15 protein-coding genes are annotated in these 14913 nt (G+C 63.7%); 10 read left to right on the top strand and 5 right to left on the bottom strand.

From position 1 onward, the window contains the following. Positions 1–2: 2 nt before the first annotated feature. From B7495_RS19195 to B7495_RS18100, 5 genes are all read right to left on the bottom strand, one after another. The gene (locus B7495_RS19195; RefSeq protein ID WP_166789014.1) at positions 3–446 is read right to left on the bottom strand and encodes a hypothetical protein; all 444 of its coding nucleotides are present in this window, start codon (positions 444–446) and stop codon (positions 3–5) included. Continuing rightward, positions 443–1555 (bottom strand): M23 family metallopeptidase, encoded by a 1113-nt coding sequence (locus B7495_RS18085; protein ID WP_240632532.1) that lies wholly within the window; start codon positions 1553–1555, stop codon positions 443–445. The genes B7495_RS19195 and B7495_RS18085 overlap by 4 nt, the downstream gene beginning before the upstream one ends. A gap of 6 nt (positions 1556–1561) precedes the next feature. Then, a complete protein-coding gene (locus tag B7495_RS18905) occupies positions 1562–2056 on the bottom strand; it encodes a hypothetical protein (protein WP_134480672.1) in 495 nt (164 codons plus the stop codon). Further along, entirely contained in the window at positions 2053–3321 is a 1269-nt protein-coding gene (locus tag B7495_RS18095; protein WP_240632533.1) for an ATPase, read from the bottom strand. Before B7495_RS18095 ends, B7495_RS18905 begins: the two co-directional genes overlap by 4 nt. A gap of 102 nt (positions 3322–3423) precedes the next feature. Then, positions 3424–3666, bottom strand: a complete 243-nt coding sequence (locus B7495_RS18100; RefSeq protein ID WP_088458214.1) for a helix-turn-helix domain-containing protein — start codon at positions 3664–3666, stop codon at positions 3424–3426. Between the two features lie 178 nt (positions 3667–3844). Here B7495_RS18100 and B7495_RS18105 point away from each other — a divergent pair, with 178 nt between their 5' ends. The 10 genes from B7495_RS18105 to B7495_RS18160 all read left to right on the top strand — a co-directional run bounded on the left by B7495_RS18105 (position 3845) and on the right by B7495_RS18160 (position 14690). Further along, positions 3845–4444 (top strand): DUF6668 family protein, encoded by a 600-nt coding sequence (locus B7495_RS18105; RefSeq protein ID WP_134480673.1) that lies wholly within the window; start codon positions 3845–3847, stop codon positions 4442–4444. A gap of 15 nt (positions 4445–4459) precedes the next feature. After that, positions 4460–4750 carry a hypothetical protein gene (locus B7495_RS18110; protein WP_198414954.1) on the top strand — a complete coding sequence of 97 codons (291 nt, stop codon included), beginning with the start codon at positions 4460–4462 and terminating at the stop codon, positions 4748–4750. 47 nt (positions 4751–4797) lie between these two features. Further along, the gene (locus tag B7495_RS18115) at positions 4798–5526 is read left to right on the top strand and encodes a hypothetical protein (RefSeq protein WP_133160319.1); all 729 of its coding nucleotides are present in this window, start codon (positions 4798–4800) and stop codon (positions 5524–5526) included. A gap of 113 nt (positions 5527–5639) precedes the next feature. After that, entirely contained in the window at positions 5640–7079 is a 1440-nt protein-coding gene (locus tag B7495_RS18910; protein WP_134480674.1) for a hypothetical protein, read from the top strand. Positions 7080–7088: 9 nt separating this feature from the next. Further along, positions 7089–8585, top strand: a complete 1497-nt coding sequence (locus B7495_RS18130; protein ID WP_174776254.1) for an SCO6880 family protein — start codon at positions 7089–7091, stop codon at positions 8583–8585. A gap of 140 nt (positions 8586–8725) precedes the next feature. Next, the gene (locus B7495_RS19420; protein ID WP_240632534.1) at positions 8726–10309 is read left to right on the top strand and encodes an ATP/GTP-binding protein; all 1584 of its coding nucleotides are present in this window, start codon (positions 8726–8728) and stop codon (positions 10307–10309) included. After that, a complete protein-coding gene (locus B7495_RS18145; RefSeq protein ID WP_240632535.1) occupies positions 10306–12108 on the top strand; it encodes a type IV secretory system conjugative DNA transfer family protein in 1803 nt (600 codons plus the stop codon). The genes B7495_RS19420 and B7495_RS18145 overlap by 4 nt, the downstream gene beginning before the upstream one ends. Then, positions 12105–12533: a DUF4913 domain-containing protein gene (locus B7495_RS18150; RefSeq protein ID WP_088458219.1), complete on the top strand. Its 429-nt coding sequence runs from the start codon at positions 12105–12107 to the stop codon at positions 12531–12533. The genes B7495_RS18145 and B7495_RS18150 overlap by 4 nt, the downstream gene beginning before the upstream one ends. A 134-nt stretch (positions 12534–12667) precedes the next feature. Further along, a complete protein-coding gene (locus B7495_RS18155) occupies positions 12668–13780 on the top strand; it encodes a type IV toxin-antitoxin system AbiEi family antitoxin domain-containing protein (protein ID WP_166789012.1) in 1113 nt (370 codons plus the stop codon). Continuing rightward, positions 13770–14690 carry a nucleotidyl transferase AbiEii/AbiGii toxin family protein gene (locus B7495_RS18160; protein ID WP_088458221.1) on the top strand — a complete coding sequence of 307 codons (921 nt, stop codon included), beginning with the start codon at positions 13770–13772 and terminating at the stop codon, positions 14688–14690. Before B7495_RS18155 ends, B7495_RS18160 begins: the two co-directional genes overlap by 11 nt. The last annotated feature ends 223 nt before the right edge of the window (positions 14691–14913 follow it).

The raw sequence follows: 14913 nt of genomic DNA on the forward strand, positions 1-14913 counted from the left end.
ATTTATTCGCCCTCATTTCGTGCCGGTCCACAAACGCGCGCTGATGCTGGGGCGGCCTGCACATCGTGAGGGTCGCTGAGTTGGCACGCCGGGCAAGCGGTGGCGGACAGCGGGCTGCTAATGCCACAGCTGCGGCAGGGCGAGCTGTTGACCGGCCGCGCTGCGCCCGCGGCGAGGTCAGCCGTGTTGCCGGAGGCGTCGAGGATCTGCACGTACGCGTCCGGGTGGATGGCCAGAGCGTAGGTGCCGGCTACGTCGATGACGTGGACTCGGACGGGCCGGTGCACCTGGCGGGCGGTCGCCGTGCAGCGGGCGATCACGCCCGCACGGAGCCGGGCCAGGTCGACGGCGACCAGCGGGAGAGAGGTTCCGTTGATCGTGAGTTCGCCGGTCAGGTTCTCGCGGATCGTCGCGTCGATCCGGGGGTAGGCAGGGATGAAGCTCATTCGTCGTAGTTCCGTGAACAGGTGTCGTCGCACAAGGTCTGGCCAAACAGCGCATAGAACTGTTCGGGATCTACCCAGTTAGGAGCAAGCGAGTCATTTGCGAGTGCTGCAACATCTGCGTTGGTAGTTCCAAAGGCGCTGACCCTGATATCAAGGTGGCAACCGGTACTAGGTGCTTCATTTCCGATCGCCGTGATTTGCTGACCGATGGCCACCTGGTCACCCACCGCTACGGCTCGATCCGTCACGTGACTGTGGAGGTAGGAGACGATGTAGCCCTCCGGGCTCTTGACCGAGAGGGTAAGCCGATCGGAAAGAGTGACCGTGCCGGGGGCGATCGCGTAGACCGGCGTCCCGCAAGCGCCTGAGAGGTCGTCTGCGGGGTGGTAAGTGCTGGCACCTGCGACACGACCTGGCCGGGGGCCATAGTTATCGCTCATGTTGAACGGCTTTGTGAGCGGGAACCCTACGGGGCCGTCAGCGCAGCCTCCCGATGCCGGCGCAGCGGCCGCTCCCTCTTGGCTGGTGTCGCCATTGAGGGCCGCGGTGATCTGTCCAGCACCGTCCCAATACGTTGTGTAGAAGTAGGGATCGGCGTTTCCCTGGACGGCATGTGCGGCGAGCGTCGGTTCAATCGATTCCCAGTTCGCTACGCCCGGAAGTCGCTCATAGAACTTGGTGGCAGATGTGAACGGGTCGAGACGCTCTTCGGTGGTTCCCCAGCTGCTTTGCTGCTGGAAGGGACCGATTGAATCGGCAATTGATCCGTCTGGGTTAATCGCGTTGTCACCGTACGTGAGCGATTGGAGGCTGGATTCACCCATAGCCGTCATGACGCCGAGCTGCTGCGCCCGCGCGTTTAGGCCGAGCTGCTTTGCCGCGTTCATGATCCCCGCGGCGACCACAAGCTGGTCGTGGTCGAAGCCGGCTATCGGTCCCGAAGGGACCTTGGAGACGTCGACGGTTGAGGCAGTGCCGCCGCCGCACGCGGCCGCGGCGCTACTGCCACCTCCCATGAGAATCAGAAAGATCCCGAAAATCCCGCCGATTACTAGGACGGGTACTAGCAACAAGACGATTGCGCCCCCAGAGCCGTTCTTTTCCCCCACGGTTGTCTACCTGGCTGGGGGTGTGAGTCGGTCGGCCAGCCACGCGTCGGTCGGAGCCTGGCGAGTGAGTGAAACGACGTAGGGCCCGATGTTCGTCGGGACGCTCACGAGCAGCGCGTATTCGGTGGCTCCGTCAACGACGGATCCTGCGCCCGTGACTTCGTTCACGGGCACCTTGGCGGGGTTGGTACCGGCGTATGCCGTGCCTGCTTCCTGGGTGAGGTATGGATACAGGCCATTGATCCACGTCGTTTCATCGACGCCTGGGCGAGCGAACGCAGTCATTAGTTTCTCTGCGACGGTCACCGCGGCAGCAACGCTCGTCTCGTCAGCCGGCGCCGGCGTGGCAATCTCGATTCCGTCGTGCAGGTCGTCAACTGGTGCCGACTCTGTTGGAATCGCGCTCGAGGTGGACGCCGGTGTGACGTCGGCCTGCGTGGAGCAGGCAGAGAGTCCCGCGACGGTTACCGTGACGGCCAGAATGGCCGTTACAGCCCTCACAGGCCCTCTGCGACGGCTGCTGCAGCTGCGAGCCATGCGCGCTTCGTAGCGGGAGCCAGAGCGTCGTAGCGGAGCTTTCCGCCGTGCAGCGCGTCGTCATACGGGATGGTGACAGCGCGGCGGGCGAGAACGGCGAAGCCGTCCGCGATCGCCTGGGCGCCGCTGGCCGTTTTTTCGGACTGAGAGACGATGACGACGGCGTTGGCTGCGAGCTGCGCGGAACGCTCGTCGCGCTGCGCGAGTGCTTCGAGCAGGAGGGCGCCGGCCTCGGCGGATTCGTCGAGGGCGGTCGTGGCGATGACGAGCTGGTTTGTCCGCTCGATCATCTGCTGCCAGCGTTCGGCGCTCTCGTCGTTGCCGGAGTCAACGAACACGAGCCGGAAGTATTTGCTGGCGACCTGGTGGAGTGAGTCGAACTCTGCGCGGGTGATCTTCTGTTCGGCTGACAAGACGATGGGGTTGGAGCGAAGCACGTCGTACTTGTCGCCGGTCTGGTGGTGCACGTAGTGCGCCAGATCCGACGATTGCGCGCCGGGCGAGAGTAGGCGGTTGGTCTGGGGCAGCAAGTCCTGCACGGTGGCGTCGTGGCCGCCTTGTTCCGTGCGCCAGCCGAGCGTGCCGCGCGTCTCGTTGTTATCCCATGCGAGTACCCCGGATCCGCCGTAGCGGGCGAACACGGCCGCCAGGATCGCGGTCGAGGGCGTCTTGTTGGCCCCGCCTTTGCCGTTCACGATGGAGATAGTTCGCGGGCCTGCCCAGTGCTGACTAACCGCGTGCACGTCGGCACGTTCGGCCATTTCCTCAGCGGATGGGGCGACCTGGATTCCGGCCCGGCTGAGCATTCCGCGCCAGCCTCTCGACGCGGGCTCCTGCGGGGTTTCCTGAACGAGGAAGGATGCTCGTGCAGCGCGGCGCTCACTGGTGACGACGGGCTCGGCTGCGTCCTTGATTGCCGCCCTGGTCGTGGCCGGCGGCGGGCTGATCATCGCGGCGGGTGCGACTGCTGGCGCGTCCTTAACCTTGCTCTGGGCGGCGGGTGGTGCAGTGACGATCCGCGAGGGCGTGGTGTCGTCTTTTTCGTTGTAGACGAAATCGCCCACGGCCTCCACCTTGCCGTCAGGGTGAACGTTCAGCCGACCCTGGCCCAGCGCGTCATCGGTGACCAACAGCACGGGACGTCCAGCCATGCGGGCGCGGCCCGTCACCTGAGAGAAGATCTGGGTGCGCACATCGGCATCGTCCGTCCCGGTGACGTCGTGCTTCACGCCGTCGACGTCGAGGACGCCAGTCAGGTCGCCCCGAACAGTCGCGTAGATGGTGGGCTGGTCTGGATCGTGCTGAGCCATAGTCGGCCTTTCGATTTTGGGTTAGTCGGTGATGTTGTTGCTACGGCGGAGCAGCCATGCTTTGAAGTCATCGCGAAGGATGACCCAAACCTTGCCTATCTTGATGGCCGGCAAGGGGTCGTCACTGTCTTTGGTGATGAGGTTTCGGATCGTGATGACTGTCACGCCGAACAATTCGGCCGCTTGTTCTGGGGAGAGCGTCTTTGGCAGGTCCGCAAACATGTCGTCAAGTGCGGTCACGTCAAAAGCTCCATGCTGATTCATATCGGCAGTCTAGATCTTTAACGACACGTATGGAACTGTATCGATATTCACGAGCTACTATAGGGGTCATAGGTTCGCTTCCGTTCAAAGAGGGGGGCCGGGTACGTGAGACTAATTATCGCGTGGGAACGTCACAGGAATTCGTCATACTTGAACCCGCGATAGCGAAGGAGAACCCGTGTCGGATACCCAGCACCCCTGGCTCACAGAACCAATCGAGCCCGAAGACACCCTCATCCCGGTAGTTGAAGAGTCCCGTGAGCTTCCGCGACCACAGACGCCGCAGCCTGGTGTGCCTGCACCAGACATGGCCGACCGCCTGCCACGCCGCGACGTGAACCGCCCCGCGACTCTCTGGTGGCTCGGCGTTCACGGGGGCGCGGGCGAAAGCACTCTGGCGGCCACTGTCGCCGGCTCGCGCTCGGCCGGGCATGCCTGGCCAACAGCAAACGACGGATCACTGTCCAACGTGATCCTGGTCGCCCGGTCCAACGCGAACGGGCTGGCTGCTGCACAACGTGCCGCAACAGAGTGGGCGTCTGGCTCGCTCCCGATGGTCCGTCTGCTGGGCCTCGTCATCGTCGCTGACTCACGCGGCAAGCTTCCCAAGCCCCTCCGCGACCTGGCACAGGTCGTCTCCGGCGGGGTCCCGCAAGTTTGGCAAGTCCCCTGGGTTGAGGAATGGCGGCTCGGAGAGCCGTTCGACCTCGACTCCTCACCCAAAGAAGTCCGTGCGTTGGCCGCCTCGGTCACCGCCCTGATCGCACCAACCGCCTAACCGAAAGGACTCACCATGTCTGTTCTGCACATCGCAGTTGAAACGCTGACCAACGTCGTCGCCGCCATTCCCGAGCCGGGAGATGGCACGCCCCCCGGAGCTGAAAAGTTCCAGGAAGTCATGGGCTGGGTCAAGTGGATCGCCCTGGGCGTGGCCATCATCGGCGTCATGATCATCGGCGCGAAGCTCGCCATCGAGAGCCGCCGCGGTGAGGGTGGAGCAGCCCTCGGGTCGCTCGGAACGGCGATGGCCGGTGTGATCGTCATCTCTGCCGCCGCCTCACTCGTCGGCTTCTTCGTCAGCTGACAGCAGCCGGCACCACCCAACCAACACAGCAATAAGAGGGGGGACTTATGTCCGACCAGTCAGAACAGCAGAACCCATTTCGCAGCCGACGATTTGTCCTTTCTATGGTGATCGTCGCAGTCATCGCGCTTCTCGCGGTGATCGTTCTCGTCAGCAACCTCCTTGGAGGCAAAGACGAGACAGCACCGACAGCCTCCCCCCTCCCGTCGACGACGGCGGTTCCCGTTGACAGCGATCCAAGCTCGTGTGGCTTGGAGGGTTACGAAACAACTGCGTCGCTCACCGACGCACCCGATACCACTTGGACTCTCGTTGGAACGGTAGCGGCGCCCTCGGACCCGGAAGGTTCTGGGCCGGGCGTGACCGACTCGTCCGGTTTCCGTAGCTGCTACGCACACACAGCAGAGGGTGCGCTCTTTGCGGCTGCCAACTACGTCGCCCTCGGCACCGATGCCACCATGTACGACAAGATGAGCGCTCTCGTTGCACCTGGCCCGGGACGTGACGCACTGATCGCGATGACTGAGGGCGCCGACAGCGGCGCGTCCAGCGATCGCGCCCAGGTCGCCGGGTTTGCTATCAACTCCTTTGACGAGAAGGCCGCAACAGTTGACCTAGCGCTGAACTACAACGACGGCCAGATGGTGAGCTTGCCAATCAAACTCGTGTGGTCAGCGGGGGACTGGAAGATCGTTGTAGCCGATGACGGCAGCATGCCTATTGCTCCAGCCGCCCTCAATGGACTTGGTGGCTACACACCCTGGTCAGGCGCGTAAGAATGTGCAACGGGTGGGACGTCGTTTGCGGGGGCAAAGAGGCCGTCGGAGGTGCTATCGCTGACTTCGCCAACGACCAGCTGCAGAACCTCGTTGACAGCATCGTGGAAACCGTGGGCACCGCCGTACAGGCCATGGCCACGGTTTGGGTAATGATTCCCACTCCTAACCTGACGCAGAGCGAGGGGGAGGTGACAACGGTCGGCAATTCGGCCTCAGCCGCTACAGGTTCCGAGGGGTTTGCGACCATCCTCGGATACGTCGTGTGGATCTCACTGGCAATCTGCATCATGTCCGTTATCGCTGCAGGCGCGATGCTGGCGTTGAACCACCGTCGAGGTGAGGGCAGCGCACACATGGGTCGACTCGGGATAGTTCTCGTCGCGGTCATGCTTATCTCAGCTGCCAGCGCAATCGTGGCCGGACTCATCCCTGCCATAGGCACGTCTGGCGGTAGCGGTCCGGTAGCCTATCTCCAAGACTCCCTCTGGTGGTACGTCGCTGGCTTCGCGGTCCTGTCCGTCATCGTTGCCGGTCTAAGAATGGCTTGGACTCAGCGCATGCAGCCAGGCAAGGAACTGCTGCAGTCCTTGCTCACTCTCGTTGTCGTATCTTCGGCGGGCCTGACGGCAGTCGGTCTTGCCGTCGCTGCGGCGGACGGCTTCTCCGTCTGGATCCTCGACGGCGCCGCTGACGGGGACTTCAAGGCGAACATAACGGCAACACTGGGCGTCGCTTCGTCGAGCGGAATCGGCCTCATTGCGATGTTGATCCTCGGCACCATAACCATTCTGATGAGCTACGTGCAGGTCTTCCTCATGGTCATCCGGGGCGGCATGCTCGTCATCCTGGCAGGAATCCTCCCGATCACTGCGGCCTTCACCAACACCGAAACCGGCCGAGCCTGGTTCAAAAAGTCCATTGGGTGGATCGTCGCTTTCATCCTCTACAAGCCGGCCGCCGCGATTGTTTATGCGGCCGCGTTCAAGCTCACAGGCAGCAACCTCTTCGTGGAAGACAGCACCGGCCTGGTCAAAATGTTGACCGGCCTTGCGCTGATGGCGATGGCACTTGTAGCCCTCCCAGCTCTGATGAAGTTCGTCGCGCCGATGGTTTCCCAAACTGGTGGTGGCGGGGGTGCGGCGATGGCGCTGGCGGCAGCCGGAGCCGGTGCGATCGGCGAGGTCGCGTCGGGAGCCATGAAGAAGCTCAGCTCGAGCACCGGTTCCAGCGCAAGCGGCGGCGGTGGTGGCGGTGGGGATGACGCCTCTGGTTCTAAGAAAACTGCCTCACCTTCCCCTGCGCCATCCTCGACGGGTGGCGGCGGCGGTGGCGGCCCAACAGGCGGCGGCGCTGCGGCCGGCAAAGCCGCATCCACGGGCGGCGCAGGCGGCGGCGCAGCTGCAGCAGGTGGCGGTGCAGCGGCCGCAGCCGGCCCAGTGGGGATCGGTTTGGCCGCCGCTCAGAAGGCCGGCGAGACAGGCAAGAAAGCTGCTGCGGCAGCCAAGAGCGCGACTGAGGATGCCGCCGGTGGCGGCCCAACGGGGAACTAGGGGATCACATTGTCTAACTCGACTATCCGCACGTACGGTAACTGGCGTCAGCCAACGTCGCCGGGCCTACTGGGCCTCGGATCGATCAGCACGGGTGTGCTGCTCCTGGGGCTCATCGCCACGATTATGACCGTGATGGCGTCGACCCTGACGAACGCGATCGGCGTTTTTCTCGTCATGGTCGCCGCACTGTCCACGGTGGCAGTCAAGGACAAGCACGGCCAGAGCGTGATTGTCCGGGCTACCAACCGCTTCAATTTCATGCGCGCCCGAAACTCGGGAGCCAACGTGTACCGTTCTGGCCCGCTGGGGCGCACAAAATGGGGTACGAACCAGCTCCCCGGACTCGCGGCCCAATCGCGGTTGAGCGAACACCTGGACTCCTACCAGCGTCCCTTTGCCCTTCTGTCCGTTCCGTCGTCGGGCGACTACACGGTAATCATCGGGACGGAGCCTGACGGCGCCGCCCTCGTCGATCAAGAACAGGTCGACGGCTGGGTGGCCGACTGGGGACACTGGCTCGCCAACCTCGGAGACGAGGCTGGCATCGTTGCCGCTGCGGTGACGATTGAGACAGCTCCCGACACCGGCACGAGGCTGCGCGGCGAGGTCACCACCAACATCGATCCGGAAGCACCTGCGTACGCCCGGGCGATGCTCAACGAGGTTGTGGCCACGTATCCGTCCGGTTCAGCGTCCGTTCGGGCGTATGTGTCGGTGACGTTCAGTGCCGCCGCTCGTGCGAACGGTCGACGTCGTGACGCCGATGAGATGGCGCGCGAGCTTGCAGCACGCCTGCCCGGGCTCACACAGGGACTCTCAGCCACCGGGGCCGGTGCAGCTCGCCCTCTCTCGGCGCAGGAACTCTGCGAGGTCATCCGAATTGCGTACGACCCCGAAGTGGCCACGCTGATCGACGACGCACACGCGGACGGCGAAAGCACCGGTCTGCGTTGGCCCGATGTTGGCCCGTCCGGTCACCAGTCCAACTGGGACTCCTACCGGCACGACAGTGCCGTGTCGGTGACGTGGCAGATGACGGAGGCTCCGCGCGGCATTGTTCAGGCCAACATCTTGACCAGGTTCCTCGCCCCTCACCGTGACATTGCCCGCAAGCGAGTCACCTGGCTCTACCGGCCCATCGACGCCGGCCGGGCCGCTGCGATCGTGCAGGCGGACGTGCGGGCGGCAAGCTTCAATGAGTCAGCCAACGATCGGCCCTCCGCCCGGGCAGTCGTGGGAACCCGCGCAGCCCTGGCGACCGCTGCGGAAGAGGCATCTGGCGCTGGACTGGTCAACTTCGGCATGCTCGCCACGGCGACCGTCATGGACGTTGAGCGTCTCGCGGACGCCCGCGCTGCGATGGACAACATGTCGTCGACGGCGCGGCTCCGGTTGCGCGTCGTCACCGGCGGCCAGGATTCCGCGTTCGCGGCCGCATTGCCGCTGGGCTTGGTCCTGCCGAAGCACCTGAAACTGCCTGCCGAACTGCGCGGGAACATCTAATGAGCTGGTTCACAAAGCCCGCGTCGCCCCTCAGTGGAGCAGGCCGCGCGGCTGCAAAGGCCGCAGCGACCGCGGCTGCCAAGCCCATCACGCGCCGCCCGCCCGCTCGCGGGTGGCCGGGACGCGGAGGGGGCGAAACGATGGTGATTTCTCCCGCACCTGAGTGGCGCGGAACCACCGTTCAGGTCTGCGGCCTCTGGCCGTTCGGCGTAGGCACGGGTGCCCCGATGATCGGTGTGCCGCTCGGCCGGCACCTGATCAATCGCGGCACCGTCTGCTGTGATCCAATTAGCTGGTTCCAGCGTGCCAACCTGATTTCAAACCCTTCGGCCTTCGTGCTCGGCAAGCCCGGCCTAGGCAAGTCCACGCTCATCCGCCGGATGGCGACGGGGCTGGCCGGCTATGGCGTGCAGCCCCTCATCCTCGGGGATTTGAAGCCCGACTACGTGGACCTCGTCAAGGAGATGAAGGGGCAGGTCATTACCCTCGGCCGCGGCCGCGGGTACCTGAATATTCTGGATCCCGGCGAAGCCGGCGAGGCCGCGCAGCTGCTCCGCGATGCCGCCAACCGCGAACGCAAAGCGATCGCAGAAGAGGAAGCCGAGCTAGCCCAGCTCCGCGCCGCCGATGTACCCGACGACAAGATTGCTGCACAGGTGATCCGAGAGCGCTCCGCGCAGCTCGTCGGTTCGATGCCCGTCCACGCCGAGAACATCACGCGCAATGAGCGCCTTGCGACACAGGTTCTGCAGGACGCCCACGGGCGTCGCCTCACGATGGTGTCCGCTCTGCTTACGATCATGCGCCGAGAGCCGCCGACTGACCGTGAAGAGACGATTATCGACGCGGCGCTCAAATACCTGGACGCGCATCACGACGGGATTCCGGTCCTCAGCGATCTTCTCGAACTGATCCGGAAGGCACCTGTTGAACTACGTTCCGTAGCCCTGGACCGTGGCGATATGGGCCGCTATCAGGAAATTACGGAGAACCTGGAAGCGTCCCTCATAGGCCTCGTCTCCGGCGGTCGCTTGGGTGAATTGTTCTCCCAGCAGACCACTGTACGGATGAAGCGTGACCGCCCGGTGGTCTATGACGTGTCAAGCATCGATGACTCGGAGATGGACCTGCAGGCCGCAGTGCTGCTGGCGTGCTGGTCGGCGGGCTTCGGCACGGTCAACGTGGCGACGGCCCTGGCCGACGCCGAGCTAGAACCGCGCCGACACTACTTCGTCATCCTCGACGAGCTGTGGCGGGCGCTGCGCGCCGGCCGTGGCATGGTCGACCGGGTGGACGCTCTGACGCGGCTGAACCGGGCGCGGGGCGTGGGCATGGCCATGATTTCTCACACCATGAGCGACCTCATGTCACTGAGTAATGAAGAAGACCGGATGAAAGCCAAGGGCTTTGTCGAGCGTTCCGGGATGGTCATTTGCGGCGGCCTCCCGGCCTCAGAAATGCCGTTGCTCAACAGCGCGATCACCATGAGCGCGGCCGAGCAGAGCATGCTGCAGGGCTGGCAGGATCCGCCCGCGTGGGATCCGGTGAGCGGGAAGGAAACCGACCCGCCCGGGCGCGGCAAGTTCCTGATCAAGGTCGGTGGCCGACCCGGCATCCCTCTGAATGTGGAACTGACGCAGGCAGAGTTGCACTCCAACGACACCAACCAGCTTTGGCACGACGTGTCTCGGACAGGCGTTGTCGATCGCGAGGTGACGGTGTGAGCCAGGCAACGGATCGTCGCAAGCAGAACGCCGGAGGCAGCGACGGCGTTCTCATTTGGGTGTTCATCGGCCTGGCCGTCGTGCTCGTCGGCGGCATTTGGGGCGCGATGGTTTTCGGGTCGAAAATCGCCGGGGTGAACCCGGATCTTCCGAGCGATCCTTTCGAGATTGTCTTCGGCACGCTCAAAGGGACGTACGCGTGGCCCCTGGCCGCGACGTGGATCGTTGTCATCGCAGCTGTGGTCGTGTTGGTCCTGGTGATCCTCGTGGCCGTCCAGGTGAACCGGGGGCGGTCCAAGCGCAGCCGAGTCGACAGCGCAGCTCGCTACATGGGTCGAGGGAAAGACCTGGCGGCGCTCACAACGAAGGGCGCGCGCGCCACGGCGCAGCGGCTCGGAGTGACGGACTGGTTAGGTGTTCCCATCGGAGTCACTGTGGCGGGACGTCAGTGGCTTTATGGCTCTCCTGAGGACATGCACGTAGATATCTGGGGGCCTCGTACGGGTAAGTCGACCAGCCGAGCGATCCCGGCGATTCTGAGCGCACCTGGTGCGGTCCTCACGACGTCGAACAAGCGCGACGTCCTCGATGCGACTCGTGATGTGCGATCGGCCAACGGGTCGAAGGTGTGGGCGTTTGACCCGCAAGCCATCGCCCGTGAGGAACCCCGCTGGTGGTGGAACCCACTCTCGTATGTGACCGACGATGTGCGTGCCGCGAAGATGGCCGCGCATTTTTCGTCGTCGACGATGAGCGGCGGCGGTAGTGAAAACTCGTCGTACTTCAACCGGGCCGGCGAGAACCTTCTCGCGGGTTTTCTCCTGGCCGCGGCCCTTGGCCAGAAGCCAATCACTCAGGTGTTCACTTGGACGACTAAGCCGGGCGATCAGGAACCGGTGCGGATCCTGGAAGATCACGGATACGACGGCATGGCCGACGCCGTGGCCGGCGAAGTGAATGGCGAGCCGAAACGACGCGACAGCGTGTACGGCACCGCGGCGCAAATGGTCGACTGCTTGAAGATCAGCGGCATTGCCCGCTGGGTGACGCCGCTGGGCGGCAACGCCCAAGCGGATCGGCGGCCGCAGTTTGACCCCGACGCGTTCGTGCGCAGCCAAGACACTCTCTACAGTCTCTCCAAGGAAGGTCAAGGCAGTGCCGGCCCGCTTGTGACAGCGTTGACCGCGATCACGGTTGAGGCCGCTGAGGAGCTGGCCACGACCCAGCCCGGCGGTCGCCTGGTTGTTCCGATGCTCGGTGTTCTCGATGAGGCCGCGAACGTCTGCCGCTGGCGCAACTTGCCTGACCTGTACTCGCACTACGGTTCACGCGGCATCGTCCTCATGACGATCCTGCAGTCCTGGTCACAAGGCGTCGAAGTCTGGGGCCGCGAGGGAATGCGCAAGCTCTGGTCAGCCTCAAACATCAAGGTCTACGGCGGCGGCGTAGCCGAAACGGAATTCCTCGGTGAACTATCCCAGCTCATCGGTGATTTCACCCTCCGAACATCGTCCGTGTCAGTGGGCAAGGGACAGCGGTCGACGTCGCTAGCCCACCGCCGAGAGCACACCTTCGAGGTCTCAGAGCTCACCTCGCTGCCTCGCGGCCGCGCCGTCGTCTTTGCGTCCGGTGCCCCGGCCACATTGGTGGCCACTGTGCCGTGGATGGCAGGCAAGCAAGCCGAAGCTGTACGGGCCTCGATTGCCGCCCATGACCCTAGCAGCACGTCGCCTCTGCCGGCGTCGGAGACGTCGGCATATCCGCATCGAGACGATAAGAGATTTGGGTACCCAGGATGAGCGGCGCATTCGACGACCTGGACGACGACCTCGATGCCGTCTCCGACGACAAGTCGGGGGAAGAAGCCCCGGCGCCCACCCTGGTCTTCGGGTCCGTCGACGAGTTCGTGCGCGAACAGCTGAGCCAGACCTACCGGCGGGTGGTGGGCCCGTCAAACCGTGCCTCAAGGCGCTGGGCAGCGGAATGGTGGAGGTCACCCGAAGCCATCGCCCGCCTCGAGGCGCTGTGGCGTTCTTGGGAACATTTGCGGCTCGACGGGGCCACCGGATCGAGCACCTGGTGGCGCGACCACCTGGACCACCACATGCCAATTCTGATGAGCGCTGACGGGCCCTTCGCAGACTCAGAAGATCAGAACAAACCGGGGGAGCCGTTGCCCTACGCGCCGCCGCCGGCTGGCATGTTCCCCGACGTACGAGTCTGAACAAAATACTCTTTGTGATCACGATCGAGATGCGTGGGCCATATCCGATGGTTCCGGCTACCACGCAAAGCTCTCGGCGACCGCCCAGACACCCGACGCGCTTTGAAAGTGTAGATAATGTATACTTTTCAAGTATGAGCGTGATTGTTGAGCCGATCTTGGAGGAACTGGCCTCGGGCCAGTGGGGTCTGTTCACGGCCGCGCAGGCGAGGGCTCGCGGGGTTAGTCGAGCTAATCTCTCGCATCGGGAGCGGGATGGACGTCTGGAGCGTCTCGCTCACGGCGTGTACCGGCTCGGCGGCGTTCCGGTGGCGCCGCTGGATGATCTCCATGCCGCCTGGATGTCGACTGTTCCGGAACTGCTGGCCTGGGAACGGCTCGAGAACCCGCACGTTGTGATCGGCGGTGCGGCTGCGGCCTCGGTGCATGAGGCTGGCGATATCGAGCCAGCCCCGTATCGGATGATCACCAACGAGCGTCGCCAGACCCAACGACCAGACATCGCATACTCACGGCGCCAGCTGGAACCGCGAGACGTCGTCGTAATCGAGGGCCTCCCGGTGACGAGCATTGAGCGCACCGTCGCTGATCTTGTCGATGAGGTGGGGGATCTCTCCCTGGTTGGGGATGTTCTGGCCGACGCAACCCGAGGAGAGCGCGCCGTCGACCTGTATCATCTGAGTCTCCTCCTGGCGCCGTACGCGACAAAGTACGGGCATCCTCGACGGGACGGCACAGCGCTTCTCGAACAAATACGCCGGAGTGCCGGCATCGACGATGTCGCCGCAGCTCGTGCGCTCATTCAGCGCCCTGCTGTCGGTGCCGCCCTCGAGCAGGTCATCACGCGGGAAGTAGCGGAACAGCTCAGGGTCATCGCTGAGAGACTTCAGTTCAACCTGCAAGGGAGCACTCAGTTCAGTGAACAGCTCGAACAGATGATCGCACCGATGATCCAAGCGCAGAGCCGCCTCGCTTCCGAAATCGCGGACGTCGTTCTGTCCCCATTTCTGGAACACCATCGCGAACAGATGGAGCAGATTTCCAAGGGCATCGCGGCCCAGATGTCTGGTATCACAATGCCCAAAATCTCAGTTCCCGCCAGGACGTTCCGTGGGGCTGTGAACCCAACAATCACGATACCCGCGGTGCCTACATCTAGCGTCAGCGCACCCAAGCGTCCGGGTGCTACAGAGGCACACGCTGACGGGGCACCGTCCAGTGCAGAGGAACAGATCGATGGCAACTGACCCCTACCCAGACGGACGGGCGATGCTCGCCGCTCTCAAAGAGAAGGCACGCTCCGCGCACCACGCTGGACTGGGGACCTCGATCCAGAGCCTCCAGGATCTGGCCATCTTCGACCGCTTTCTCTGCCGGGTTTTCTCCGTGGACGATTGCCCGTTCGCACTGAAAGGCGGAACGAGCATGCTCGCGCGTCTGCCCGGAGCCCGGAGAACAACCGACGTCGACCTCGAAACAGCAGCGATGAGCATCGATGAGGCCATCACCCAGCTCACGGCGTCCGCCGGTGTTGATCTAGGCGATCATCTCGAGTTCCGATATCTTCATCACCGCGATACGGGCGGGCCCAACCAGCCGGGTCTGCAGGCTGCTGAGGTCACGTACAGCGTCACCGTCCGAGGTGTAGGCACCCGGAACCCGATCAAGGTCGACCTGGCCATCCACAAGCGCACGCCGACAGCGCCGCTGGAGAAGATCGTCCCAGCGTTCCGGCTCGACCTGCCCCGCCTCGGTACTGTCTATGCCTATCAAGCGATCGCCGTTGAGGACCAGATCGCGGATAAAGCCTGCGCCACGATGTCGATCTATGGGGGCCTTCCCTCGACCCGATCGAAAGACCTCATTGACTTGGCCATCCTCGCCCGAACAGTGCGGATCGATGCCCGTCAACTCCGCAGCAGCGTCTTCACAGAATCGGCTCACCGGCATTTGCCCGCATTCATGACGCTCGCGGTGCCCCGATCGATGACTGACCCGTATCCCAACGGAGCAAAGAACGTGGCAGTCCTCAGCGATCTCCTCAATCCAGACGATGCAATTGAGCTGGTCAATAGGATACTGCGTCCTGCTCTTAGTGGCGAGATTGAAGAAGGGTGCTGGGATCCCACCCAACAGGAGTGGGTCGCCCGCACATAGCGATCGGGACCTGTCGTCTGGAATCGTGCCCAAACGTCCACCACCTCAGGCTGGCGATAATTCCCCAGCAACGTGCTGGGAAATTTCGACCTAGTGAGACAGTATCCGCCCGACGAGCGCGTCTGTGGTGCTTGGGTGAGTATTCGCGGGATTGGGGGCCGCGGGGTATTGCCTTCGGGGGCCATCGGTATTGTCCTGCGGTGCCAGCGAATGTCCGACGTAT

The organism is Cryobacterium sp. LW097, assembly GCF_002205495.2.
GTDB lineage: Bacteria > Actinomycetota > Actinomycetes > Actinomycetales > Microbacteriaceae > Cryobacterium > Cryobacterium zongtaii.

Coding starts and splice junctions, on each gene's coding strand:
- B7495_RS19195 (WP_166789014.1), bottom strand. CDS start 446: ATGAGCTTCATCCCTGCCTACCCCCGGATCGACGCGACGATCCGCGAG.
- B7495_RS18100 (WP_088458214.1), bottom strand. CDS start 3,666: ATGAATCAGCATGGAGCTTTTGACGTGACCGCACTTGACGACATGTTT.
- B7495_RS18110 (WP_198414954.1), top strand. CDS start 4,460: ATGTCTGTTCTGCACATCGCAGTTGAAACGCTGACCAACGTCGTCGCC.
- B7495_RS18115 (WP_133160319.1), top strand. CDS start 4,798: ATGTCCGACCAGTCAGAACAGCAGAACCCATTTCGCAGCCGACGATTT.
- B7495_RS19420 (WP_240632534.1), top strand. CDS start 8,726: ATGGTGATTTCTCCCGCACCTGAGTGGCGCGGAACCACCGTTCAGGTC.
- B7495_RS18150 (WP_088458219.1), top strand. CDS start 12,105: ATGAGCGGCGCATTCGACGACCTGGACGACGACCTCGATGCCGTCTCC.
- B7495_RS18155 (WP_166789012.1), top strand. CDS start 12,668: ATGAGCGTGATTGTTGAGCCGATCTTGGAGGAACTGGCCTCGGGCCAG.
- B7495_RS18160 (WP_088458221.1), top strand. CDS start 13,770: ATGGCAACTGACCCCTACCCAGACGGACGGGCGATGCTCGCCGCTCTC.